Origin of the sequence: Streptomyces sp. NPDC001903 (assembly GCF_042891345.1) — a bacterium.
In the GTDB taxonomy this organism is placed as follows: Bacteria; Actinomycetota; Actinomycetes; order Streptomycetales; family Streptomycetaceae; genus Streptomyces.
In genome coordinates, this window is the sequence record NZ_JBIASZ010000012.1 from 219,280 (window position 1) to 239,670 (window position 20,391).

Here is a 20,391-nt window from a genome sequence, read left to right on the forward strand (position 1 = left end):
ACGGCATCGATCCTCACCCGTCAAGTCCCGTGCCGTCCGGGCTCTTTGAAGAGATGCACACCGTCGCCCGACAGACCCGCGCCGCTCCCGCGACCGGCCCACCGTCCAGATCGGCGAGCGATCAGAGGCGGGCGCTCCGCCAGAAGCTCGTCAGTGACCCGCATGGACGGCCTGGACGCCGGTGTCCTCGTGCCGTCGGTGCGCTCGAAGGGCGGCGGTCAAGCCAGGTGGGTGGCGATGAGCTCTTCCCAGGAACGGATGAAGGACGGGTACTCGGCGGCGAACTCGTCGAGAGCCCCGGCCGCGGCCGGGGTGAGGGGCGTCATGTCGTAGACGACCGTCGCCTCGCTGCCGACCTCGGTCGCTGCCAGGGTGACGGTGACCGTCCCGGCCCGGACTCCCGGGGTGATCCGGGCGTAGGAGACCGACCGCGGGAAGTCTCGGGAGGCAACCAGCCACGTCGTCTCCTCTTCGTGCGACGTGGTGAGCCAGACGGTTCCCGGCGCCGTGTCGTCCGGCGTCTCGACCGGGAAAACGGGTTCCCAGCCCGGCACCCAGTCGCACTCACCCCGGGCGGTGAAGAGCCGGAAGGCAGCTTCGGGCGGCAGTGAGACCTTCAGCGTGGCGCTCAAGACACGACGGTTCATCGACCCTCCAGTGCATAGGCGTCGGCGGCGGCCGCGCATGCCCTGCAAACCGCCAGGTGCAACTCTGCCAGTACGGGGGCGCCGGCGGGCGCCAGCTCCGGAGCGAGTGGTGCGGTCTGCCTTGCGCTTTCGTTTCGAAGGCGTACAGCCCCTCGATTAGCGCCGAATGCATGTCAAGCATGGCTAGGATTACTCACATGCAACTGGATTTGAATCTCCTCGCCGCGCTCGACGCACTGCTGGAGGAGGGAAGCGTGGCCGGGGCGGCCGCGCGCCTGCATGTCACCGCCCCCGCCATGAGCCGGAGTCTGGGCCGGATCCGGCGTACGACCGGGGATCAGATCTTGGTGCGCACTGGCCGCACCATGACCCCGACGCCTTACGCGATCGCCGTTCGGAAACAGGTGCACGAGCTGCTGCACCAGGTCCAGGGAGTACTGGCTCCGAGCCGTGAGCTCGATCTGGCAACGCTGGAGCGCACGTTCACGCTGCGCTGGCACGATTCACTGGTCGCCTTGAGCGGCCCCGCACTGCTCGCATCCGTACGCGCGCAGGCGCCGGGCGTGCGACTGCGCTTCATCGCGGAATCGAGCATCGACACTCCCGAGCTGCGGCGCGGCGAGGTCGACCTGGAGGCGAACGCCCAGCACTCCGGCGCACCCGACATCCGCGCCGAGAACGTGGGCGAGACCCGCCTCGTCATCGTCGCGAGGCGGGGACATCCCCTCACCCGCGTAAAGACCGTCAGCGCCAAGCAGTACGCCGCCGCCGAACACGTCAACGTCTCGCGACGCGGAAGCCTCAGCAATGCCGTCGACGGCGCCCTCGCACCCCTCGGTCTCACCCGCCGCGTGGTGGCGACCGCACCCACCGAAGCGGCCGCGCTGGAGTTCGCCCGCGACTCCGACCTCCTGGTCAGCGTCCCCGAAGCCACCACTCGGGCAGCGGTCGCCGACCTCGGCCTCGTCGTGCTCCCCCTGCCGCTCGAACTGCCTTCGGCACCCGTATACCTGTCATGGCATCAGCGCTACGACAGCGACCCCGCCCACGCCTGGCTGCGCGGCCTGGCGCGCACCGCGCTCACGATGAGGTCCGTCAACCAGACGTGACCAGGATGGTCGGGACCACTGGCAGCACACGGTGGCCAAGCCCCCCGGTCCGGGTTGACCGGAGGGCTCCAGCAGTACGGTCCAGCGCTTCCCCGGCTGGCCGGTTGGTGAGCTCGGGCAGCTTTCGGGTCAGGTCCCGTTTTCACAGTTCAGCGTCACCGTGAAGACCGCCGACGACACGCCCGTCTCCGATCCCTGGCGGGGCACCTTGAGTTGGGCCTGCACCGAGGGCCGGGGCTCTGCCGGAGTAGAGCGGGCGGGGGCGTTGACGACGAATGCCGGGGTCTTGGAGCTCGGGCCGGTGAACTTCATCGTGGGCTCGGACTGCTTCTTAGTATCCGGGCTCACCCACACGATCCTGATGTCACCGGTACCCGTACCCGTGAGGGTGCCCTCGAACGTCACGGGAGTCATCTGATTGCACTTGACCGTGGGGGTGTCCGGCTTGGTCGCGGCCACGTCGGCATCCGAGATGTTGACGCTCACAGGGGCGGGCGCATCTGTGCACGCGACGTTGGGGCCATGATTGCTGTTGCGTGACTTGATGTTGTAGGTCCCATCGCGCAGGTTCTTCGCGGTCAGGCTGCCCTGCGCATCGACCTGCGCGTTCGACGACCTGCTGCCGACCCGGTTGATCGTGATCTTTTGCTTCGCCGGGAAGCCCGTGATGACCACGTTGACACGGGACGAGGTGCCGCTCACGGGCTTCAGTTGGCATGCCGCGGCGGCAGGGGCCTGCACAGCCGAAGAGGCTGCCTGGGCCGCCATCGTCGGGGGCAGAGCCACCGCGGAAGCCAGGAGTGGGGCGAGCAGTGCACAACGACGTTGCCGATTCATGCGTTTCCCTCCATGGCAGAGATGCTGCCGGGGTGCGTACGGAATCAGGGATCGGGCTCGCCATGGCGGGTGACGCGAGACGTGTCGCGACAAGAAGGGCGCGGCCGGCCCAACCGGTCGGTCAGGGATCGGCGCTCGACGTCGGCTGTCCGCGAATACGGACGGGCTGACGGGCCGTCATGGCGGCCTGCGGTGGCCCCGCGCCATGGGGGCTCTTCTCCGAGAATACCTGCCAGGGCCTGCGGCGGCCTCTCCAGAGCACCCGCCAGCCAAAACCGAGTACTCCGCCAGGAGCCGGTCGCCGGCCCAGGGTCCAGGGGCTACCGGCCGGCGTTGGCGCCAAGGGCAACTGGGACAGGTGTAGGGGCGTAGAAGGGCGTAGAAGCCCGCCGCAAGGCCGTCCCGACGCAAGCACTCGGCATGGGATGGAACCGCCGACGGCCACAGGGAAGCGTCTACGAAAGCGTGGTCGCGGCCCGCAGGAGCAAAAGCGGCCAACCGGAACGTGATCGCCTGCTGCGGCCAGTGTCGTCCTGTCCGGCCTTCCCTACCCAACTGCCAACGAACGTACTGCGACTTGACAGCCAGCACAGCAGACATGGATGTGCGCCGTCTCCACCGACAACACGTGATCGACGGACCGTTCGCCGGCGGGACGCCTGTCAGGAGTGGTCGCTCTTCTTCTCCGTGCAGAAGTGCTTCAGCCCGTCCTCCACGCCCTTGGCGTGGCCTGCCAGGTAGTTCTCGTCAGGCTTGGCCGTCTTCGGCGGCTCGGTGCCGGCGCAGGTGTCCTTGACCGCCCGCAGGCCGTCGCGGTAGCCCTGGTCATAGCTCTTGCGCGCCTCCTCCTGCGTCGTGCCGTCCTCGGTGGTCTTACCCTCGGGTGGGGTCGTGCACGTGCCTGCGCCGGGCAGCGTACCCGGGCCCGCATGTGGCACCAACTGGTACGTACCCGACTTGAGATCGGGAAGCCTGACGCTGTCGGCGGTCACGGGGAGCTGCGCAATGAGGGCCCCGTCCCTCTTGACGTCAACGACGGTGACCCCGACGAGGTCGGTACTCACGAGCTCGAACGAGCCCGGCGACACCTCCGTCAGGGAGCAGCTCACCGCAGGAGCGGCAGGAGCGGCAGGAGCGGCAGGGGCGCGCACGGGCGCTGCGACGGCGCCCGCGGCGGGCCCCAGAATCAGCGCCGCGCAGACCGGTGCGGCAAGGAAGAGGGAGTGGCGACCCTTCATGACAGCCTCCATGGGGGAGAGCGGAGGAAAACGTCGCCTCATTTCGAGGCTAAGCGCTCGTTCCGGGCCCCGCACGCGCACCCGCCAGGGGCGTGGCTCGCTCGAGACAGCAGGGAGAATGAACTCCCGCTCCGAACACGACAGTTCATGGAGCCCTATCGCCCGAGCATGATCAGCCGGTTCGCAGCGGCGCCCGTCCCCCATAGGCCGGAATGAAGCGGCTCACCTGCCGTTGCAGACCTGGTTGAAGGCGCGGTTGGCCGCCTGGGTCCAAGCCTGCCAGTAGGCATCGCTGTGCTGCTGGCCGGACTTGTCCGCCACCGGCTTGGTCGCGCAGCTCTTCTTGGCCGCCGCGGTGCCCGCCTGGGTGCCGGCCGCGCGGCCCTGGGCGATGTCCCGTCGGGAACCGGGCTGGACCGGGGTCGTGTTCTGCGGGTTCTGGGGCTTCGGTGTCGCCGCCGAGCCCACCCTCTTGCAGTTCACGAAGATGAAGTTCTGGTCCTCGTTGACCGCGAGCACCGTGTAGTCGACGTTCTTCCGGAAGCGCTGCACGCGGAAGGTTCCGTCCGGGCCTATCGCCAGGTCCTCGGTGGTCTGGCCGTCGTTGAGCTTGCGGGGTCCCGTGAACCCCTCGCCGGTGATCGTGACGTACGTGTCGTTCGGCCCCGGCGTGACCGTACAGCTGGCGGCCGGGACTGCAGCGCCGGCGGCCGGGGCGAGGACGACGGCGCCACCGCATACGAACGAGGAGACGAGCAGGGACGTAATGGCGGCGCGTCGGGTGCGTCGGTACATGCAGGTTCTCCCATCGGAGGTCGAGCGGGAGGGAGGAGGGGCACGTGACAGGGCGGCCCTCGAGTTCATGCTCCCCCGCCCTTCACGGGGTGTCGACCGGGGACCGGCCCGTACCGCGGCCACGACAGCCGAGCCGGTGTGGCACTGGCGGCCGCCGCACGGCCAGAGACCGGTGTGGGAGATGTCGTACCGGGGCTCGTGCCCACGGCGCGGCCGGCCGGGGCAGGAACCCGTCCGGCTCCCTCGTGCGCAGCCCTGCACAGCTCGGCATTCCGGGAGCCTCCGGGCGCATGGCACCGGTGTCCGTCCCGCGTTTCACTGGAAGGTGCCGGAAGGTGCCGGAAGGCGCCGCACCACGCTCCGGGAGGTTCCGTGAACACGCACACGCCGCCCCGCTTCGATCCCACCCGCGTCCCCCACCTGCTGGGTTCCTTCGCGCCGGTGACCGAGGAGGTCGACGCCGCCGAGCTGGAGGTGACGGGCGAGATCCCGGCCGCCCTGAACGGCGTGTACCTGCGCAACGGGCCCAATCCCCGCTTCACGCCGATCGGCTCGTACCTGTACCCCATCGACGGCGACGGCATGCTGCACGGGGTGTGGCTCTCGGAAGGCCGCGCCCGCTACCGCAACCGCTTCGTACGCACCCCGGCCCTGGAGGCCGAGGAACGGGCCGGGCGGGCCCTGTGGGGAGGCCTGGAGTCGATGATCATGCCGGATGCCGGGCAGGTCGGGCCGGCGCTCGCGGGCACCTTCCGGGACCTGCCCGACATCAACGTCGTACGGCACGGGGGCCGCATGCTGGCCCTCGCCGAGTCGGCCTGCCCGTTCCGGATCGGCGCCGGGCTGGAGACCCTCGGCCGCGAGGACTTCGAAGGGGCCCTGCCCGCGGGGATCACCGCCCACCCCAAGATCGACCCGGTCACGGGCGAAATGGTCGTCTTCTGCTACGGGCTGGAGCCGCCGTACCTGACCTGGTCGGTCATCGGCCGCGACGGCACCGTCATGCGCGGGCCCACCATCGTCGAGGGCGTGGACGAGCCGATGATGATCCACGACATGGCCCTGACCGGCCGCTACGCCGTCCTGGTCCTCGCACCCGCCTTCTTCGACCTGGACGCGGCGATGGCGGGCGGCTCGTTCCTGGCCTGGCGGCCCGAGCGCGGCACCCGCGTGGTCCTGATCCCCCGCGACGGCGGACCGCCGCGCTGGGCGGCCGACGAGGCGTTCTGGCTGTGGCACACCGTGAACGCGTACGACGACGGCTCCGGCGAGGAGGCCCCGGTCGTCCTGGACTACGTCCAGTGGAGCCGGCTGACCGTCGGCGCCACACCGGACGCGGCGCAGGACCCGGTCAGCGGCGGTCTGACACGGGCGCGCATCGACCCCGCGGCCGGCACCATGACCCGCACCCTCCTGGACGATGCCCGGGTGGAGTTCCCCCGCATCGACGACCGCCTCATCGGCCGGCGCCACCAGCACACCGCACTGGCCACCGCAACCGGAAGGACGGACCTGCTGCCGGGCGAGTACGACGCAGTGCGCTTCCACGACGCACGGACGGGGACCGCCCGCATCTGGGACGCCGGGGACCTGTCGGTCGGAGAACCGGTCTTCGCTCCCGAGCCGGGTACCGACTCCGAGGAGCGCGGCTACTGGCTCACCTTCGCCACCGACCGCACCGACGGGGCGAGCTGGTTCCTGGTAGTACCCGCCGAGGACCCGGCCTCCGGGCCGGTGGCACGCGCCCGCATCCCCGTCCGGGTCCCGCTCGGCCTGCACGGCTGCTGGCTGCCCACCGACGGCGGCTGAGCAGCCGAGCGCGGTGGTGCGCGGTACGCCACCCGCTGTCACGTGCCGACCTGGCGAGCGCCCGGCGCCCGCGCGCCGCCTGCACCCGTAGGGGCCACACCTCGCTGATCGCCCGGGTGATCGTGGAGCGGGCGGCGCCGAACCGGCAGGCCGCCAGGTCGTGCGTGGCACGCCGTGGCGGAGGCGGATCAGCGTGGCCAGGAGCCGGTCGTTGAAGACCGGCCGGGGCTTTGCGCCATCGCCGACGGCCCGCTTCCGCGGCGTGGACGTCGTAGGCGGCGAGGCTGGGGTGGCGGCGGCACCGGGCCAAGATCGCAAGCCCCCGTGATGCCTGTGCAAGAGGCCATGTGGGCAGGGAAAACGCAACTTCGACATGGGCCGCAGTGGCAGCTATCTTCACCTGGTCTTCGGCGATCACCCACGGTCGCAAGGGAGTTCGTTCAGGCTGAGCCACCCGCGACGGGATGAGTTGGTGACGCACCACGAATCCTCGCGCCGTGCGCAAGCCACCGAACCGGGTCCACAACCAGGCACCCCCAATCAGGGAGAGACGCATGCCCCATCTTGCGCTGTACACATTCGGCGTCCTGAAGTCACCTCTCGCCGATCCCGGACCCCTCACGCGCGAGTTCTACGCCACTGGTGAGGCCGTCTACGGGAAGATCAGTCAGCACCCCGGATACCTCGCGCGCGCTGAAACGGCAGACGGTGACCCGGGCAAGCTCTTCGGGGCGGACTGGGGCGCATGGGGCGAGTTCGCCGTACCGACCTGGTACGACAAGGGCCGCACGGTGGAAACCACCGCCCTGGCCACGACCCTCTCACTCTGGACCGACGCGCGCTCCGCCTTCGACGCCGTCTACACCGGTCTGCACCGAGGGGCGCTGAACAGGCGTTACGACTGGTTCGAGAGGACAGGCCACCCGAATTACGTGTTCTGGTGGGTCTCCGACGGCGTGATACCCACCTGGCAGGACGGGGTTTCCAGGCTGGAGCACCTCCGCGACCACGGCTCTGCGCCCCATGCCTTCACCTTCCACCACGCGTTCACCCCGGACGGAACTCCGACCAGGAGCGAAGGCGTCGGACCGAAGAGCGACCAGGTTGGCTGACAAGGCGCAGTGGCGGGCCGCCGGCAGGAGGAGCGGCGGGCGGCCCGTATCGGCGGCGTCGCCCGGCCGGCCGGCCGCCCGGCCAACCACAGCACTCTGAAAGCCCGTTCGGTGATCCCCTGCTGCGAGATCACCCGTCCGAGCCAGTGAGCTTCTCGACCTTCCGGCCGGCCGCCTCCCACCGCGCCCGCGCTTTCACAGCCGTACGTTCCGCCTCCCGCACGCGGCCGGCCGCGGCCGTGCTCTCCGTACGGGCGGTCACCAGCCGCTCCTTCGCGGCCCGTACGTCTTCCTCGGCCGCAGCCAGGGCAGCGTCCGCTCGGTCCCGCCGTTCGCGCGCATCGGCCTGCTCCGCCTCCAGGCGCTCCGCCTCCGCCCTGGCCTCGGCCAACTCCGCCTGAGCCGCCTCCACACGCTCGCGGCGCGCCTGCCCCGCCCGACCGTCCGCATCCCCCTTCGGGGGCCGTGCGTGCTCCGTCTCGGATCCGTCCGGCCGGGCCTGTTGCGCCGGTCTCGGCGGAGCTGCGCCGGGCAACGGCTCAAGGCCGGTGAAACCCGACACCGCCCCCGGCGTCTTCGCCAGCTGCCCTCTCGACCACCGCTCGGCTACGTCGGCATCGGCGAGAACCGCGTGGAGGATCTGCTCGACCTCGTGCAACACCGGCTCGCTCACGCTCTGCCCGGCCTCGGCGGCCAAGGCACCCGCCGTACGGGCCAGCTCGCCGATCACCACATGCTGATCATGCGACAGCTTCCGCAGCTGTGCGGCGTCCAGGGTCCGGTGCGCGGTACGCAGCGCCTCGCCGAGCCGGACGAGGCGGTTCGCCTCGTCAGGCCGGCGGCGGGCCAGCAGCCCTGCCGTCCATACCGCGAGCGTCGGCTTCCGCAGCGCCGCGATCGCCGTGACGAGCTGCTTGTCACCCGCCTTGCGGGCTTCGGCCACGTAGGCGTCCCGGGCAGCGGTGAACTCCGACGGCAAAAGCCCGTACAACTCCCCCGCCACCGATTCCACGTCCATACCCGGAAGTCTCCCGCCCCCACGACAGCCCGACCGGCATCCCCGCAGGACACCGCGCGTCGGGCGCCAGACGACGCCCACCCCGCGGCGTCGAGGCGAGCGCCGCAGGCCGTATATCGGCGGGGTACTCGGAGTCCGAGCTCCTGTGTTCCTCGTCAGTCTCCTTCGCCCAGCCGATTGCTCAGTACGACCGCACCACGGATGGGGTCGGAGCCCGAACCGGCGAACAAGTTCCGTCATCTGCACTCCGCCTCGAGCCGACGTTCACGTGAGCCAGGTACGGCAAGTCGGGTGCAAGTGCCCGGCAATCGGGCTCCGAAGACTGGGGGCATGACCACGAGCAATGCTTCAGACTCTGCCGTTCACCCTTACACCCGCGAGATGGCGATGATCCACCAAGTGTTCCGCCGCGAGTCGCGTCTGCTGGCCGACCTCGTCCAGGACGTTCGGCCCGCAGACACCGCCCGCGCCCGGATCCTCGCCGAGCACTGGCGGCTCTACTCGATCGGCCTGCACGCCCACCACACCGGGGAGGACGAGATGCTCTGGCCGGTCCTGCTGCCCCATCTGGACCTCGATGCCGAGCAGGTGCTGGCCATGGAGGCGCAGCACCGGGAGCTCTCCGACGGGATCGGAGAGGTCCAGGTGCTCATGGACCGGTGGCAGGCGAGGGCCCTGTCCGAGGACCGTGACGAGCTGGCCGAGGCGCTGCGCCGGCATCACCGGCAGCTGTGCGCCCATCTTGACGAGGAGGAGCGTCAGGTCATGCCTCTTGTCGCCCTCCACGTGAACGAGAAGGATTGGCACGCGGTCGGGGAGCGGGGTCTCGCCGAGACGCCCCGCAACCGGCTGATGATCGCGCTGGGCGCCATCCTGGAGGACACCTCTCCTGAGGAGCGCAGGGAATTCCTCGCCCGGCTGCCCGTTCCGGCGCGGGTGCTGTGGAAGCTGCTCGGGCAGCGGCAGTACCGCCGCGAGACCGACCGGATCCGGGGCCGGCGTACCACCGCCTGACCGCCGCCCCGCCGACCGGGCCGGATGCGCGCCAGCGCGTCCGGCCCCCGTTGTCCACCCCTCACCGATCGAGGACCTCATCGATGCGCATCGGATTCTCCGTACCCCAGTTCGGCCCGTTCGCCGACCCCCACCTCTCCGCCGGCATGTGCACGGCGCTGGAGGCGCTGGGCTGCCACAGCCTCTGGGTGGCCGACCGCCTCCTGGCCCCGCTCACCCCGCCCGACGGGTACCCGGGCGGGAAGATGCCCGTCCGCTACGGCACCCACCTCGACCCGCTGCTCGCGCTGGGCGTGGCAGCCATGGCGACCGAACGGGTCCGGCTGGGCAGCAGTACGCTCAACGCCCTGTGGCAGCCGCCCCTCGTGCTCGCCCGGGCGCTGACGACACTGGACCTGCTCAGCCGCGGGCGTTTGGATGTGGGCATCGGGCTGGGCTGGATGCGGGAGGAGTACGGGGCCGCCGGAGTGCCCTGGGCGGGCCGGGGCGCCCGGTTGGAGGAGACTCTTGACGTCCTCGACGCCGTATGGCGGCCCGGGTCGGTGGTCCACACCGGCCCGCTGTGGACGATCCCCGAGTCGACCGTCCTGCCCAAGCCCCTCCAGAAGCCGCGGCCGCCGGTGCTGCTGGGCGGATTCACCCCACGTGCCCTGGAGCGGGTGGGCCGGCGTGCCGACGGCTGGCTCGCGGCCTCGATGCCGCTGGAGTACTTCCGCGGTCTGTGGGCCGTGGCTTCCGAGGCGGCCGAACGGGCGGGACGGGATCCGGCAGGACTGCGGCGGGTGCTGCGCGTGAACCCCGACGTCACCAAGTCCGCGGCCGACCTCGCGGAGGGTCACCACCGTGGGACCGTGCGCCAGATCTGCGACCACCTGCGCACGATGTGCGCGGCGGAGACCGACGAGGTGCTCGTGGACCTCCAGTTGACGACGGACTCGCCGGGCCGGTTCCTCGAGCTGGCGGCGGAGTTCATGGCCGAGCTGGCCTAGGGAGCCCGGTCCGGGCTCCGCCGACGTGACCGTCGCGTTCTACTCGCACGCCTGCCCAAGGCGGGCCAGGGCCGCCCGGGCGGCATCCGACCAGTGCGGGGAGTCCCATGCCGCTGCCACCCGCGCGGCTTCCCGGTAGTGGCCCTGCGCTTCCTGGGCATGGCCCAGGAATTGGGCGAGCTCGCCCAGGGTCTGCGCGACGGGCCGGAAGACGAGGCTGAGGCTGCTCGCTCCGCCTGCCAGCCCCTGAAAGGGAAAGAGATCGCGGTAGACCTCGGCGGCCGCTTGCCGGTCGCCGAAGGCGATGGCGGCGATGCCACGCAGGGCGGTCAGGATGGAGTAGACGAAGTCGCGGCGAATCGGCACCCTGCGGGCGAAGACCTCGCGAGCCTCTTCGGTGCGGTCCGCGGCCAGCAGGGCAAGGGCGGTGAGGGCTTCGTTGAGCGGCTGGTACTGCTCCCACACCGCGAGCACCACCGGCAGGACCTCGGCGAGCCGGTCCTGCTGCAGGCGGATGCACCCGGCGGCCAGGCCCGCCAGGCCGCTGAGGTCCACCGCCCCACGCGCTCGCAGTTCCGCCACCGCGGACGCCAGGTCCTGCTCCGCCTCGCCGAACCGGCCCTGGGCCATGGCGACCATGGGGCGGCGCAGCTGGGCGATGGCGAAGGCACCGCGCAGCTCGTAGGTGCGGGCGATCTCGTCGGCGTGCACGAGGCACCGCTCCATCCGCGCCGGGTCGTTGCCGGCGGCGGCGATCCGGGCGGCGGTGTAGGAAGTCATCCAGGAGTACTCGGGGCTGTCCTGGGAAGCGGCGACCTCGGCGAGTTCTTCGTGGAGTTCGAGATAGGCGGCTGGTTCCAGTTCGCAGTCGATGCGGCGCAGCAGGGAGGTGAGGGTCAGGCCCCGCAGCCGGGGATCGCCCATGGTCCTGGCGAGCTCCACGGCCTGGCGTGCCACGGTCACGGCGCGGGGGTCGGTGTCGTCGAGTGCGTCGGCGAGCTGGTCGAGGAGCAGGCACCGCTGCCGGTCGTCCGGGTGGTGCTTCTCCAGCAGGTTCGTGAGCTCCTCGACGGCCTCGGGATCACTGGCCGCGTACGGGCGGACGCGCCAGGGCGTCGGTTCGGTCCATGTCGTGTAGGCGGCGGTCAGCAGGTCTGCCCGGCCCTCGGCACGGGCCACCCGCACGGCCTGCTGCTGGGCGTCGCGGGCCGGTACGACGGCCCCCATCCGGATCCGGCAGTCGACGAGCTGGCCCAGCAGCATCACGCGCAGCAGGGCCGCGTCCTGGTCCGCGAAGGCCGCCGGATGGTCGGCCAGGAGGCCGAGGGCCGTGTTCAGGAGGGCTTCGGCGTTCTGCGGGGCGTAGCGGCGCACGGCCTGCTCGCAGGCAAGCCGGGCGTGGTGGACCGCGGGGCCGGCGTCGGCGGTCACGACCGCGGCCGCCCGCAGGAGGTGGTGGGCGGTGGCGGCGACGTCGTCCGAGCCGAGGGCGATCAGGCTCCTGCCCAGTCGGGAATGCATCCGGGCCAACCGCAGGCGCGTGAGGTCCGCCTCCAGGGCGTCGCGTACGAGGGCGTGGCTGAAGCGGACCGTACCCGCCCGCGGCTCGGTGAGCAGCCCGGCGGTCACGCCAGCGTCCAGGGCGTCGAGGAGTTGCTCGGGATCTCCGTCCGCGGCCTCCACAAGGAGGGCGATCGGGGCCTCGCGTCCGGCGACGGCCGCGAGTCGCAGTCCGGCCGTGACGGTCGGTGCGAGCAGGGCGAGCCTGCGCCGCAGTACGTCCTGGACCCCTTGCGGGATCCGGGCCAGGGCCTGCTGCTCGCCCTCACCGGCGAGCAGGAGGGAACTCTCGCGGAGGTAGAAGGGGTTGCCCCCGGCACGTTCGGCCAGGGCCGCCGCGGCCTGCTCGCTGATGTGGGTCGCCGACCGCCGCAGCAGTTCCTTCGACTGGGCGTCCGTCAGGCCCGCGAGATTGATTCGTACGGGCGAGCAGGCGGCCAGGCGTGACAGTGCTCCGGTCAGGTCTCCCTCGCCGGTGCGGTACGAGCCGACCAGGAGCAGGGGGACGTCGCGCAGCTGCTCGGCGCAGAGCAGGAACAGCTCGACGCTCTCCTGGTCGCCCCGGTGCAGGTCGTCCAGCGCGATCGCCAGCGGCTGCCGCGCGGCCGTGTCGCGAAGCCAGCCGAGCAGCGCCCGGTGCAGCCGAAAGCGCCGGGCCGGGCTGCCGTCCGGCTGCGCGGAACCGCTCGACGTGCCCGGGGCCAGCAGAGGGGCCAGCTCGTCGCCGTACGGTCCTGGTGGCGCGTCTTCGGCGAGACCGGGGAGGAGGTCGAACCAGGCCCGGCCGGGCGGGGCGCCGTCGGTCTCCGGGCACTGTCCGGATCCGGCCAGCCAGCCCTGTGCGGGCAGTTGACGTAGTGCGGCCTGCAACAGGCTCGACTTGCCGATGCCTGCCTCGCCGGAGACCAGGACCACCTGCGCGCGGCCGCCGCGTGCCCGCTCCGCCGCATCGGCGATTGCTGCCAGCTCTTCGTCACGGCCCAGGAGGCTGTTCGCCGTGAGGACCGTCGGCACAGTCAGTGCAGTCGGTGCAGTCGGCGTTCTCTGTCCGGCCGCCGCGCCGGGGCTGCGGAGCGCCGTGGCGGCGGTGGGCGCCCCGGTTCGCGCGGTGGGCGCGGTGGGCGTTCCGGTGTCTCGGTGGAGGACGTCCAGACGCTGGTGCAGCAGGGCCTGCTCCAGCTCCAGCAGGGCCGGACCGGGTTCGACGCCGAGTTCTTCTGCGAGGACGTGCCTGGCCTGCCTCAGTGCCGCCAGGGCGTCCCCCTGGCGGTCGCGGGCCCACAGCGCCAGCGCCAGCAACCGCCATCCCTCCTCGTGCAACGGCTGCTCCCGGGTGAGCGCGCCCGCGTCGGTGAGGGCCTGCGCAGCCTGCCCGTGGCTCAGCCGCGTGGCGACGAGCCGTTCGCGGGCAGCCCGGTGCAGTTCCTCCAGGCGGGTGCGTTCACCGGCCGTCCACGGCTCGTCCGCGAACTCCGCGTACGGCTGCCCGCCCCACGAGCCGAGCGCTTCGGCCAAGCCCTCGGCCGCGGCGTGGGCGGGCAGACCGGCAACCGAGCAGGCCGCGACCCGGTCCTCGAACACCCAGGCGTCCACCGCGTCCCGCTCCAGTGCGAGGGCGTAGCCATAGGGCGCACTGAGCAGGAGCCGGGCGGCGGTCCTCGGCGCTCGTTCCGGTTCGAGAAGGCGCCGCAGGCGCGCGATGTAGGCGTGCAGCGAGGCCTGCGCGCTCGACGGGACCCGTGTGGGCCACAACCTCTCGATGATCCGCTCCGTGGAGACGACCTCTCCGCGGGCGAGCAGGAGTTGGACCAGAACCATCCGGGCGAGCCGACCCGGTGCGGCAACCGGGCGGCCGTCGACCTCGACCCGGAACGCGCCGAGCACCTTCATTGTGACCATGACAACCACATCGTAAACGGCGCGGCACCGTGGACGATCTCCGGCGACCGTGCCGAGAACCCGGAGAACCTCGCCCGCTCCCCCTTCCTCGCCGCGTCATCAGTGCGCGTGGCCCGAACGAGCCGGAGCGGTGATCAGTGGTGCGGGGACTTCATCACGGCCGGATACTCCTCACGCACGGAGCAGCAGTTCAGCACGGGTCGGCTCCGCCCCTGGTGCGACGGCGCCGCCAGGGAACTGAACTGGTCCCACTGCACTTTCGGGCGGGGCAGACCGCGCCGCGCGAGATAGCGGTCGGTCGACCGCTTGGTCTGGCGCAGGACCCGCACGGCATCGCCGACTCGGCCCGAGCCCATGGGTTCGATCACGCTGGACGGCACCAGGAGCCAGCCCGAATCGGTCCGCCTCAGGTCTCCGCGTACGAGCGCGTTGTACATGTGGTTCAGCAGTTCGTCGTGCCGGTGCACCAGCAGGCTGGCAGGCCCTGGCTCGACACGGAAGTCCGGTGGCACCTCGACCAGGTAGCCCGCCGGTGTCGGCTGCGGGCGGGTACGGGCGAGCAGCGGTGCCCCCGAGGCGTCCCGGCCGGCCAGCACCGCCGTGGGCGTACGAGCGAGTTGGACGGCCCCGGGCAGCGCCTGCGCCCCGGCCGCGGGAGCAGGCCCCTCGAGCCGCGGCAGCTCCTCCAGGCTCGGCCGCATGCTCACCCGTTCGGGTTCGACGGTGATGAGGAGGCGCAGGTAGTACCAGGACATCAGCGGCCTCATGGGGCGTTTGAGGTAGGCGCGACTGTGCGGCTGGCGTTCGAAGAGCCTGCGCCAGTACTCCTCGGCTCCTTCCGGGCCCGTCATGATCGTGTCGGGGCAGTGGGCGCGGCCGCTGACGAACACTTGCGGAGCCCGGTCCAGCCCGCTGCCCGTGGGGTCGGAGAAGAGCAGGGCGACCCGGCCGTCGCGGCGTACGTTCAGCGCCTTCTGTGCGAAGGCGAGGGACGTGGTCAGCAGGAGGGTTCCGTCTTCGCGCCGAGCCACGGCCGTCGGCCAGGCCGACGGGGTTCCGTTCTTGCCGAGGGTGACGAACTCGCAGGTGCGGTAGGCGTCCAGGACTTCATGGGGAGCGCAGTCGAGTACCGTCATCGCGCCACTCCGCGGACGAGTACGGCCGGCATCCGCTGCGCGGTGCGGCCGCGGAGCGATGGCCGGATGGACTCGTCCTCGACGAGGCGGTGGCGGTGCAGCCCGTATTCGGTGAGGCGGTGGGCGACCGCGGCGGCCAGGCCCGTTGCACCGTGCGGGACTGCGGGGAGCAGCGGGGACAGTGGTGTCCGCTCGCGGCGGAAGACGCGGTGGGCCACGATCGTCTCGCAGGGGCGGGGCTGTTCGTAGGTACTGCTGGGCGACACGCTCGGATACTCCAGGATCGAATGCCGACGGCGGACAACACCACGGTGCCCACCGGGCCTTGGCGTGGACTTGGTGCCGACTTGCCGTTCTCCTGGATATCGCCGGCATACGAGGTCCCGACGGGCTCCGGCCTGCGCAATGCACCGGTTCTGCCTGGCCGTTGACGCGTCCTCCGGCATGTGCACCAGTACGCACGCGACGGCGGCGTCGGGCGCGGGATCAGCCCTGCCTCTTGGCGTCGATCTCTGCGATCAGGCCCTCGACGAGGCCCTTGATCTCGTCGCGGATGGGGCGTACGGCCTCGACTCCCTGGCCTGCCGGGTCCTCCAGCTGCCAGTCGAGGTAGGTCTTGCCGGGGAAGTACGGGCAGGCGTCGCCGCAGCCCATGGTGATGATGTAGTCGGACGCCTCGGCGGCCTCGGGAGTGAGGACCTTCGGCTTCTGGTCGGAGATGTCGATGCCCAGCTCGGCCATGGCCGCGACGGCGGACGGGTTGATCTTGTCACCGGGCACGGAGCCGGCGGAGCGGACCTCGACGCGGTCTCCGGCGAGGTGACGGAGGAACCCGGCTGCCATCTGGGAGCGGCCCGCGTTGTGGATGCAGACGAACAGGACGGAGGCGGCAGGAGCGGAGGACATCTGTTCTTCCTTGGGGTGGGATCGACTGCGGTGGAGGCGGGGCGAGGAAGGCGGCGGCAGGGCGATCCCACCCAAAGGACCAGTGAGGTCAGCACGGGCTGGTGTCAGCTCTGGCTGATGTGACAGTATCAGCCCATGATGACGTCAGTCGACACTGATCTGATGCGGGTCCTGGCCGACCCTCTCAGGCTCCGGATCGTGACCCTGCTCGCCCGCGAGACGCTCTGCACCACCCACCTCGTGGAGGAGACGGGTGCCAGGCAGACGAACCTGTCCAACCACATGAAGGTGCTGCGGGAGGCCGGAGTCGTGGACACGGAGCCGTGCGGGAGGTTCATCTACTACCGCCTGCGCCCGGAAGTCATCGAAGCCCTCGCCGGCCAGTTCGCCGACCTCGCCCGGACCGCGCGGGCCACCACGGAAGCGAACCTCAAGCGGTCCTGTCCATAGCCACTCGACTACTCGGGTATTCGGCTATTCGGCTATTCGACTACTCGGTTGTTCAGCTATTCGCGTTGTGCCTCACTCCCCGAGGAGAACCAGCCTTGACCGCCACCCAGCCCGTCGGCATCCCGACCCCGATACCTGCCGGCGGGCCCCGGCCCGCACCCGGCGCGACCCCGCCCCGCACCCCGCTGATCGCCCGCGCCGCCGCCGAGCTGGTCGGCACCGCAGCCCTCGTCGCGGTCGTCGTAGGTTCCGGCATCCAGGCCGCGACGCTCACCCAGGACGTGGCCCTGCAGCTGCTGGCCAACTCCACCGCCACGGTGTTCGGGCTCGGCGTCCTCATCGCACTCCTCGGCCCGGTGTCCGGCGCGCACTTCAACCCGGCCGTGACGCTGGCCGAATGGTGGACGGCCCGCCGCGGCGGCGCCGGCGTCACCGCCCGCGAGCTCGCCGTCTACGTGCCTTCGCAGATCGCCGGTGCGATCGCCGGCGCGGTCCTGGCGGACGCGATGTTCGGCGAACCGCTGGTCAAGTGGTCCACGCACGACCGCTCCGCCGGGAACCTCCTCCTCGGCGAGCTCGTGGCCACCGCCGGCCTGATCCTGCTGATCTTCGGCCTCGCCCGCACCGACCGCCTCCGCTTCGCCCCCGTCGCGGTCGCCTCGTACATCGGCGCCGCGTACTGGTTCACCTCCTCCACCTCCTTCGCCAACCCGGCGGTCACGATCGGCCGCGCCTTCACGGACACCTTCGCGGGCATCGCCCCGGCCTCGGTCCCGGCGTTCGTCGGTGTGCAGTTGGTGGGCGCGGTGGTGGGCCTGGCGCTGGTGGCGGTCATCTTCATGCGCGGCAAGACGGAGGACAGCGGGACGCCTTCGGCATGACGAAGCGCACGGACGCCGGCTTCCGCCCCGCTCGGGCCTCACGCGTGTCGGCGATCCCGGGGTCCGGCTGACCGTGCGGCGTCGCTAGCATCACGCGCATGCCCATCCGTTCGGACCGGCGCCCTCAGCCGGCACTCACCGCCTTCTTGGCCGGTGTGCTGCTGCTGTGCGCGTACCTGATGGCAGGGCCCGGCCATGCGGACACGATGCGCATGCCCTCCTCGATGGCAATGGCCGCCTCGATGCGCAGGCCCTCCTCGATGCAGAGGCCCGCCTCGACGGGCATGGCGGTCACCGATTCGAGCATGCCCGCGGTGGCGAACGACTCGGACCCTTCGCACGGGCCCGTCACCGCGAGACCGGGTGGGGACAGCTGCCCGGCGACGGCCATGGAGTGCCCGCTGGCCTCCGCCCAGACCCCGGCCCCGGTGATCTTCGCCGCCCCGGGCCCCGCGGTCGTATCGGAGGAGGCCCCTGTCGCCGCCACGCGGTCGGCGCGGCCCCCGGGAGCCTCCTGCGCCTGGCCACGGGCTCCGGATCCCGTCTCCCTCCTCTGCGTAAGCCGGACCTGAGCAGCCCCGGCACCCCGCCCCCATGCCCGCGTCACGGGTCCTTGGGCCGGCGGTGTCCTGCCATGTCCTCACTCCGGCTTCCGCTTCCCTTCCTCAGAGGAGAGCTCTTCCTCCATGGCCTCCACCAGCACCCTCTTTCTCACCGGTGTCACCACCGGCCTCTTCGCGGGCGGCGCCTCCTGCGCAGCCGTCCAGGGCGGCCTGCTCGCCGGCGCCGTCGGCCGCCGCGCCACCGCGTGGCCGGCCGAAGCATGGGAGCGTAGCGGGCTGTTCGCGCCCGTGGCCGCGTTCCTCGGCGCCAAGCTCGCCTCCCACGCCCTGCTCGGTGCCGTACTCGGACTCCTCGGCGCCGCCGTCCAGCCCGGTCCGCGGGCCCGCGCGATCCTTCTCGTCGCCGGCGCCGTCCTGATGGTCGTGTTCGCACTCGACATGCTCGGCGTCCGGGCCGTACGGCGCCTGGTGCCTCGGCTGCCCGCCTCGTGGGGCCGACGGGTGCGCCGCTCGGCGAAGTCCACGGCCGTCACCACCCCGGCGGTCCTCGGCTTCCTGACGGTCCTGATCCCCTGCGGGGTGACCTTGAGCGTGGAGCTGATCGCCATCACCTCCGGCTCCCCGTACTCGGGGGCGGCGGTCATGGCCGGCTTCGTCCTGGGCACCGGACCGCTCTTCGCCGTCCTCGGCTTCTTCCTGCGCTCGGCCGCCAAGCTGTGGCAGGGCCGCCTCACCCGGGTGACCGGCGTCGTCGTCCTGCTCGTCGCGGTGTGGGCCTTCGGATCCGGACTGCGCCTGGGCGGCTGGTGGCCCACCGCCACCCCCCGGGCGGTCGCCGCGAGCGTTCCCGCGGAGACCGTACGGACGGCTGCCGACGGCACGCAGACGATCACCGTCCAGGCCCGCACCAACTCCTACGCGCCCACGGCCGTCACCGCTCGCGCCGGGGCGCCCACCAGGCTCGTCGTCGCCACCCACGGCACGAACGGCTGCGTACGGTCCTTCGTCGTCCCCGACCGCGGCATCCAGGAAGTGCTGCCCGTCACCGGCGAGAGGGTCATCGACCTCGGCACCCCCAAGGCCGGGACCCTGTCCTTCACCTGCGGCATGGGCATGTACGGCGGCCAGATCACCTTCCACGACCCGAACCCCGACCAGGCCCCGGAGGCCGCCAAGTGAGCAGCACCCGCATGACCTTGACCTTCGCCGTCGCCGGAATGCACTGCACCAGCTGCGGCCTGCTCATCGACGACGAAGTCGAAGAACTCCCCGGCGTCACCACCAGCACCACCGACGTACAGACCGAACGCACCGTGGTGGAGTGCGCGGCGCCCGTGGACGCGGAGCGGATCATCGCCGCCATCGCCGGAGCCGGGTACCGGGGCCGCCACCTCGGCTGAACCTTCCACGACCTCGTCCGGGCGCAGCGGCGCCCGGACGAGGCCACGCCGACGCCGTCGAGAACGGCGGCGTGGTCGACCACGACCCGGCCGGACGGCCCCTGTCACCGACCGCAGGGTGAGGCCGGCACCCTCCGACCGCTCTCACCTCACGTTGGGGCTGCGGCGCTCCAGCAGTACGACGTCGCGCCAGACGCCGCGATGGCGGCCGATGCGCTCGCGGGTGCCGATGATCCGGAATCCGGCCCTCTGGTGGAGGGCCAGGCTCGCGCGGTTCTCCGGGAAGATGCCGGACTGGATCGTCCAGATGCCCGCGGCCTCCGTCGAGCCGATCAGTGCGGTGAGGAGCCGCATGGCGACCCCTTGCCCGCGGGCGGCGGGGTGGACGTAGACGGAGTGCTCGATCACGCCCGCGTACGCGCACCGGTCCGAGACCGCGCTCGCCGCGACCCAGCCCAGTACCTTGCCGTCCTCGCCGACGGCGGCGAACCGGTGCTCGGGCAGCTTGGCCGCCTCGAACGCCTCCCACGTCGGGGCGGTGGTCTCGAAGGTGGCGTTGCCCTCGTCGATCCCCGCCCGGTAGATCGCCAGGACCTCATCCGCGTGCGCTTCGGTCAGCGGCACGATGGAGATGCTCATGCCGAGGCCGCGCGGGTCAGGAGTCGTCCCATGGCGGCGAGCACCGCGGGCTCGACCCGGTAGTACACCCAGGTGCCGCGCCGCTCGGAGGACAGCAGGCCCACCTCCCGCAGCTTCTTCAGGTGATGGGAGACCGTCGGCTGGGAGACCCCCACGTCGGAGATGTCGCACACGCACGCCTCGCCGCCCTCGTGCGAGGCGACCAGCGAGAACAGGCGCAGGCGGACGGGGTCGCCCAGGGCCTTGAACATGACGGCGGTCCGCTCGGCCTCCTCGGCGGTCAGCGGCCGCTCCGACAGGGGCGGGCAGCAGGCCGCCGCGGCTTCCGGCTCCAGCAGCGGCAAGGGCAGCGGCAACGCCTTCGAAGTCATGCCTCCATCATCCGAGAT

21 protein-coding genes are annotated in these 20,391 nt (G+C 71.5%); 9 read left to right on the forward strand and 12 right to left on the reverse strand.

Annotated elements, in window-relative coordinates; all coding sequences use genetic code 11:
• Positions 1-218: 218 nt before the first annotated feature.
• The gene (locus ACFYZS_RS25825; protein ID WP_389017016.1) at positions 219-632 is read right to left on the reverse strand and encodes a hypothetical protein; all 414 of its coding nucleotides are present in this window, start codon (positions 630-632) and stop codon (positions 219-221) included.
• A 212-nt stretch (positions 633-844) separates the two neighbouring features.
• Here ACFYZS_RS25825 and ACFYZS_RS25830 point away from each other — a divergent pair, with 212 nt between their 5' ends.
• Positions 845-1,756, forward strand: a complete 912-nt coding sequence (locus ACFYZS_RS25830) for a LysR family transcriptional regulator (protein WP_389017019.1) — start codon at positions 845-847, stop codon at positions 1,754-1,756.
• Positions 1,757-1,885: 129 nt separating this feature from the next.
• On the opposite strand, the gene ACFYZS_RS25835 is transcribed toward ACFYZS_RS25830, so the two are convergent.
• The 3 genes from ACFYZS_RS25835 to ACFYZS_RS25845 all read right to left on the reverse strand — a co-directional run bounded on the left by ACFYZS_RS25835 (position 1,886) and on the right by ACFYZS_RS25845 (position 4,626).
• Positions 1,886-2,458, reverse strand: a complete 573-nt coding sequence (locus tag ACFYZS_RS25835; RefSeq protein ID WP_389017022.1) for a hypothetical protein — start codon at positions 2,456-2,458, stop codon at positions 1,886-1,888.
• Between the two features lie 797 nt (positions 2,459-3,255).
• A complete protein-coding gene (locus tag ACFYZS_RS25840; protein WP_389017025.1) occupies positions 3,256-3,831 on the reverse strand; it encodes a hypothetical protein in 576 nt (191 codons plus the stop codon).
• Positions 3,832-4,053: 222 nt separating this feature from the next.
• Entirely contained in the window at positions 4,054-4,626 is a 573-nt protein-coding gene (locus tag ACFYZS_RS25845) for a hypothetical protein (protein ID WP_389017028.1), read from the reverse strand.
• A 372-nt stretch (positions 4,627-4,998) separates the two neighbouring features.
• On the opposite strand from ACFYZS_RS25845, the gene ACFYZS_RS25850 reads away from it, so the two are divergent.
• Positions 4,999-6,435, forward strand: a complete 1,437-nt coding sequence (locus tag ACFYZS_RS25850; RefSeq protein ID WP_389017031.1) for a carotenoid oxygenase family protein — start codon at positions 4,999-5,001, stop codon at positions 6,433-6,435.
• A gap of 554 nt (positions 6,436-6,989) precedes the next feature.
• On the forward strand, positions 6,990-7,547 hold the full coding sequence (locus tag ACFYZS_RS25855) for a DUF3291 domain-containing protein (protein WP_389017034.1): 558 nt from the start codon (positions 6,990-6,992) through the stop codon (positions 7,545-7,547).
• 130 nt (positions 7,548-7,677) lie between these two features.
• Here ACFYZS_RS25855 and ACFYZS_RS25860 read toward each other — a convergent pair whose 3' ends face one another.
• Entirely contained in the window at positions 7,678-8,565 is an 888-nt protein-coding gene (locus ACFYZS_RS25860) for a hypothetical protein (protein ID WP_389017037.1), read from the reverse strand.
• A 381-nt stretch (positions 8,566-8,946) separates the two neighbouring features.
• Here ACFYZS_RS25860 and ACFYZS_RS25865 point away from each other — a divergent pair, with 381 nt between their 5' ends.
• On the forward strand, positions 8,947-9,579 hold the full coding sequence (locus ACFYZS_RS25865; RefSeq protein ID WP_389017040.1) for a hemerythrin domain-containing protein: 633 nt from the start codon (positions 8,947-8,949) through the stop codon (positions 9,577-9,579).
• Positions 9,580-9,662: 83 nt separating this feature from the next.
• On the forward strand, positions 9,663-10,568 hold the full coding sequence (locus tag ACFYZS_RS25870; RefSeq protein WP_389017043.1) for a TIGR03619 family F420-dependent LLM class oxidoreductase: 906 nt from the start codon (positions 9,663-9,665) through the stop codon (positions 10,566-10,568).
• A gap of 39 nt (positions 10,569-10,607) precedes the next feature.
• On the opposite strand, the gene ACFYZS_RS25875 is transcribed toward ACFYZS_RS25870, so the two are convergent.
• The 4 genes from ACFYZS_RS25875 to ACFYZS_RS25890 form a co-directional block, all read right to left on the reverse strand.
• On the reverse strand, positions 10,608-14,027 hold the full coding sequence (locus ACFYZS_RS25875) for a BTAD domain-containing putative transcriptional regulator (protein ID WP_389017046.1): 3,420 nt from the start codon (positions 14,025-14,027) through the stop codon (positions 10,608-10,610).
• Between the two features lie 134 nt (positions 14,028-14,161).
• Positions 14,162-15,163 carry a pyridoxamine 5'-phosphate oxidase family protein gene (locus ACFYZS_RS25880; RefSeq protein ID WP_389017049.1) on the reverse strand — a complete coding sequence of 334 codons (1,002 nt, stop codon included), beginning with the start codon at positions 15,161-15,163 and terminating at the stop codon, positions 14,162-14,164.
• Complete coding sequence (locus ACFYZS_RS25885; protein WP_389017052.1) at positions 15,160-15,429, reverse strand: hypothetical protein; 270 nt, start codon at positions 15,427-15,429, stop codon at positions 15,160-15,162. The genes ACFYZS_RS25880 and ACFYZS_RS25885 overlap by 4 nt, the downstream gene beginning before the upstream one ends.
• A gap of 220 nt (positions 15,430-15,649) precedes the next feature.
• A complete protein-coding gene (locus ACFYZS_RS25890; RefSeq protein WP_389017055.1) occupies positions 15,650-16,069 on the reverse strand; it encodes an arsenate reductase ArsC in 420 nt (139 codons plus the stop codon).
• A gap of 135 nt (positions 16,070-16,204) precedes the next feature.
• On the opposite strand from ACFYZS_RS25890, the gene ACFYZS_RS25895 reads away from it, so the two are divergent.
• Both ACFYZS_RS25895 and ACFYZS_RS25900 read left to right on the forward strand, forming a co-directional pair.
• A complete protein-coding gene (locus tag ACFYZS_RS25895; protein WP_389017058.1) occupies positions 16,205-16,519 on the forward strand; it encodes an ArsR/SmtB family transcription factor in 315 nt (104 codons plus the stop codon).
• Between the two features lie 95 nt (positions 16,520-16,614).
• On the forward strand, positions 16,615-17,400 hold the full coding sequence (locus ACFYZS_RS25900; protein WP_389017061.1) for an aquaporin: 786 nt from the start codon (positions 16,615-16,617) through the stop codon (positions 17,398-17,400).
• 124 nt (positions 17,401-17,524) lie between these two features.
• Here the strand turns inward: ACFYZS_RS25900 and ACFYZS_RS25905 are convergent, their stop codons facing one another.
• Positions 17,525-17,887 carry a hypothetical protein gene (locus tag ACFYZS_RS25905; RefSeq protein WP_389017064.1) on the reverse strand — a complete coding sequence of 121 codons (363 nt, stop codon included), beginning with the start codon at positions 17,885-17,887 and terminating at the stop codon, positions 17,525-17,527.
• Between the two features lie 199 nt (positions 17,888-18,086).
• Between ACFYZS_RS25905 and ACFYZS_RS25910 the strand changes: the two genes are divergently transcribed.
• Both ACFYZS_RS25910 and ACFYZS_RS25915 read left to right on the forward strand, forming a co-directional pair.
• Positions 18,087-19,142: a sulfite exporter TauE/SafE family protein gene (locus ACFYZS_RS25910; protein ID WP_389017067.1), complete on the forward strand. Its 1,056-nt coding sequence runs from the start codon at positions 18,087-18,089 to the stop codon at positions 19,140-19,142.
• Complete coding sequence (locus ACFYZS_RS25915; RefSeq protein WP_389017070.1) at positions 19,139-19,363, forward strand: heavy-metal-associated domain-containing protein; 225 nt, start codon at positions 19,139-19,141, stop codon at positions 19,361-19,363. The genes ACFYZS_RS25910 and ACFYZS_RS25915 overlap by 4 nt, the downstream gene beginning before the upstream one ends.
• A 144-nt stretch (positions 19,364-19,507) precedes the next feature.
• Here the strand turns inward: ACFYZS_RS25915 and ACFYZS_RS25920 are convergent, their stop codons facing one another.
• Together ACFYZS_RS25920 and ACFYZS_RS25925 are read right to left on the reverse strand one after the other, a co-directional pair.
• Positions 19,508-20,002 (reverse strand): GNAT family N-acetyltransferase, encoded by a 495-nt coding sequence (locus tag ACFYZS_RS25920; RefSeq protein WP_389017073.1) that lies wholly within the window; start codon positions 20,000-20,002, stop codon positions 19,508-19,510.
• The gene (locus ACFYZS_RS25925) at positions 19,999-20,373 is read right to left on the reverse strand and encodes an ArsR/SmtB family transcription factor (protein WP_389017076.1); all 375 of its coding nucleotides are present in this window, start codon (positions 20,371-20,373) and stop codon (positions 19,999-20,001) included. The genes ACFYZS_RS25920 and ACFYZS_RS25925 overlap by 4 nt, the downstream gene beginning before the upstream one ends.
• Positions 20,374-20,391: the final 18 nt, after the last annotated feature.

Coding starts and splice junctions, on each gene's coding strand:
- ACFYZS_RS25925 (WP_389017076.1), bottom strand. CDS start 20,373: ATGACTTCGAAGGCGTTGCCGCTGCCCTTGCCGCTGCTGGAGCCGGAA.
- ACFYZS_RS25895 (WP_389017058.1), top strand. CDS start 16,205: ATGATGACGTCAGTCGACACTGATCTGATGCGGGTCCTGGCCGACCCT.
- ACFYZS_RS25870 (WP_389017043.1), top strand. CDS start 9,663: ATGCGCATCGGATTCTCCGTACCCCAGTTCGGCCCGTTCGCCGACCCC.
- ACFYZS_RS25880 (WP_389017049.1), bottom strand. CDS start 15,163: ATGACGGTACTCGACTGCGCTCCCCATGAAGTCCTGGACGCCTACCGC.
- ACFYZS_RS25845 (WP_389017028.1), bottom strand. CDS start 4,626: ATGTACCGACGCACCCGACGCGCCGCCATTACGTCCCTGCTCGTCTCC.
- ACFYZS_RS25830 (WP_389017019.1), top strand. CDS start 845: ATGCAACTGGATTTGAATCTCCTCGCCGCGCTCGACGCACTGCTGGAG.
- ACFYZS_RS25920 (WP_389017073.1), bottom strand. CDS start 20,002: ATGAGCATCTCCATCGTGCCGCTGACCGAAGCGCACGCGGATGAGGTC.
- ACFYZS_RS25910 (WP_389017067.1), top strand. CDS start 18,087: ATGGCCTCCACCAGCACCCTCTTTCTCACCGGTGTCACCACCGGCCTC.
- ACFYZS_RS25875 (WP_389017046.1), bottom strand. CDS start 14,027: ATGGTCACAATGAAGGTGCTCGGCGCGTTCCGGGTCGAGGTCGACGGC.
- ACFYZS_RS25865 (WP_389017040.1), top strand. CDS start 8,947: ATGGCGATGATCCACCAAGTGTTCCGCCGCGAGTCGCGTCTGCTGGCC.
- ACFYZS_RS25840 (WP_389017025.1), bottom strand. CDS start 3,831: ATGAAGGGTCGCCACTCCCTCTTCCTTGCCGCACCGGTCTGCGCGGCG.
- ACFYZS_RS25890 (WP_389017055.1), bottom strand. CDS start 16,069: ATGTCCTCCGCTCCTGCCGCCTCCGTCCTGTTCGTCTGCATCCACAAC.
- ACFYZS_RS25860 (WP_389017037.1), bottom strand. CDS start 8,565: ATGGACGTGGAATCGGTGGCGGGGGAGTTGTACGGGCTTTTGCCGTCG.
- ACFYZS_RS25855 (WP_389017034.1), top strand. CDS start 6,990: ATGCCCCATCTTGCGCTGTACACATTCGGCGTCCTGAAGTCACCTCTC.